The organism is Streptomyces malaysiense (assembly GCF_000980885.2).
GTDB lineage: Bacteria > Actinomycetota > Actinomycetes > Streptomycetales > Streptomycetaceae > Streptomyces > Streptomyces malaysiense.
In genome coordinates this window covers 1-2012 of sequence record NZ_LBDA02000074.1, presented here as the reverse complement: position 1 = coordinate 2012, position 2012 = coordinate 1, and the positions used below count along the sequence as shown (strand labels likewise).

Sequence of the window (2012 nt, the reverse complement as noted above, 5' to 3'; positions counted from 1 at the left end):
CCCCGCCACCTCACTCGCCTGGGGGTACTGGGCCCAAACCAGCGGCCTGACCAGCAAACTCGACGACACCGACCGCGCACGCATCAGCCGCAGCGGCATCAGCCCCCTGCCCACCGACACCGCACTCGCCCTACTCGACACCGCACTCGCAAACGGCGCCCCCACACTCCTGCCGGCGCAACTCAACAAACCCGCTCTCCGCGACCAGGCCCACAACGGCATCCTCCCCCCCATCCTCACCAACCTCATCAACGCTTCTCTCACCACGAAGTCCACAGCCAGGCCGAGTGGAGAGCGCGGCGTGCCGCTGTCACAGCGGTTGCAGGGGCTCAGTGAAAGCGAGCAGCTGGTGGAGCTCCTCGAACTCGTGCGCAGCAACACGGCGACCGTTTTGGGCCACAGTTCACCCGGTTCCCTGCAGACGGATCGAGGTTTCCAGGAACTCGGGCTCGACTCCCTCACCGCGGTCGAACTCCGCAACCGCCTGACCGCGAGCACCGGCCTACGTCTTCCCGCGACTCTGATTTTCGACCACCCCACGGTCAACGAGGTGGCGCAGTACCTGCACGAGGAACTGTGTGCGCCCGACTCGGACCCGGTCGACCCCGTTCTTGCGGAACTCGATCGTATAGAGAGGGACTTCAACAGCCTCTCCGACGACCTGCGCGCCAACCTCGGCAGCAGACTGCAAAGCCTCATGGCGAAACTCGCAGAACACTCCGCCCCGGACTCTGACGGCGTCGCCCAGCAGATCGAATCGGCATCGGACAACGAGATATTCCGGTTCATCGACCAAGAACTCGGAATTACCCGAAGCGAAGAGGACTAACATAATGTCAAACGAAAAGAAGCTTCGCGACTATCTCAATCGGGTAACCACCGACCTTCACCAGACGCGGCAACGCCTGCAGCAGGTGGAGGAAAAGAGTCGTGAACCGATAGCGATCGTCGGCATGTCCTGTCGGCTGCCGGGCGGTGTCGATTCCGCCGACTCGCTGTGGAGGCTCCTCACCTCAGGCTCGGACGCGATAAGCACCTTCCCCACGGGCCGGGGCTGGGACCTGGAGAAGCTGTACGATCCCGACCCCGACGCCTCTGGAACCAGCTATTCGCGTCATGGCGGGTTCCTTCACGAGGCAGGTGACTTCGACGCCGACTTCTTCGGAATCTCACCACGCGAGGCCCGCGCGATGGACCCGCAGCAACGTCTGTTGCTGGAGACCAGCTGGGAGGCGCTCGAACACGCCGGTATCGACCCAGCGGCCCTGCGGGGGTCACGGACCGGTGTCTTCGCAGGTGTGTCCTCACAGGACTACTTCCACTACCTGAGGGACATGGGCAAGGACGCCGAGGGCTACGTCGCGACGGGAAGTCTCGGCAGCGTCGTGTCCGGCCGCGTCGCGTACACCTTCGGCTTCAAGGGCCCCGCGGTGACCGTGGACACGGCGTGTTCGTCGTCGCTGGTGGCGATGCACCTGGCCGCGCAGGCCCTGCGCAACGGCGAGTGCTCCATGGCACTGGCCGGCGGTGTCACCGTCATGGCCTCCCCCACCACGTTCGTGGAGTTCTCCCGCCAGCGGGGGCTCTCGCCCGACGGCAGGTGCAAGGCGTTCGCCGACGGCGCGGACGGCACCGGCTTCTCCGAAGGCGTCGGCCTCGTCCTGCTCGAACGACTCTCCGACGCCCAGGCCAACGGCCACCAGGTCCTGGCCGTGCTGCGCGGCTCGGCCGTGAACCAGGACGGCGCCAGCAGCCAGTTGTCCGCGCCGAACGGTCCCTCGCAACAGCGGGTCATCCGTGCTGCCTTGGCCAACGCTCGACTCACCACCAACGACATCGACGCCGTAGAAGGGCATGGCACGGGCACCACCCTCGGCGACCCCATCGAGGCCCAAGCCCTGCTGGCCACCTACGGACAGAACCGTCCCGCCGAACGCCCGCTGTGGCTCGGATCGGTGAAATCCAACATCGGCCACACCCAGGCAGCAGCCGGTATCGCGGGCGTCATCAAG

General features: G+C 65.8%; 2 protein-coding genes. Both read left to right on the top strand.

The annotated features are described in order from the left end of the window. The coding region (locus VT52_RS28310) for a phosphopantetheine-binding protein (protein ID WP_240509907.1) at positions 1-829 on the top strand (829 nt) is incomplete at its 5' end. 4 nt (positions 830-833) lie between these two features. Next, positions 834-2012: type I polyketide synthase (locus tag VT52_RS28305; RefSeq protein ID WP_206306622.1), on the top strand; the 1179-nt coding region annotated here is incomplete at its 3' end.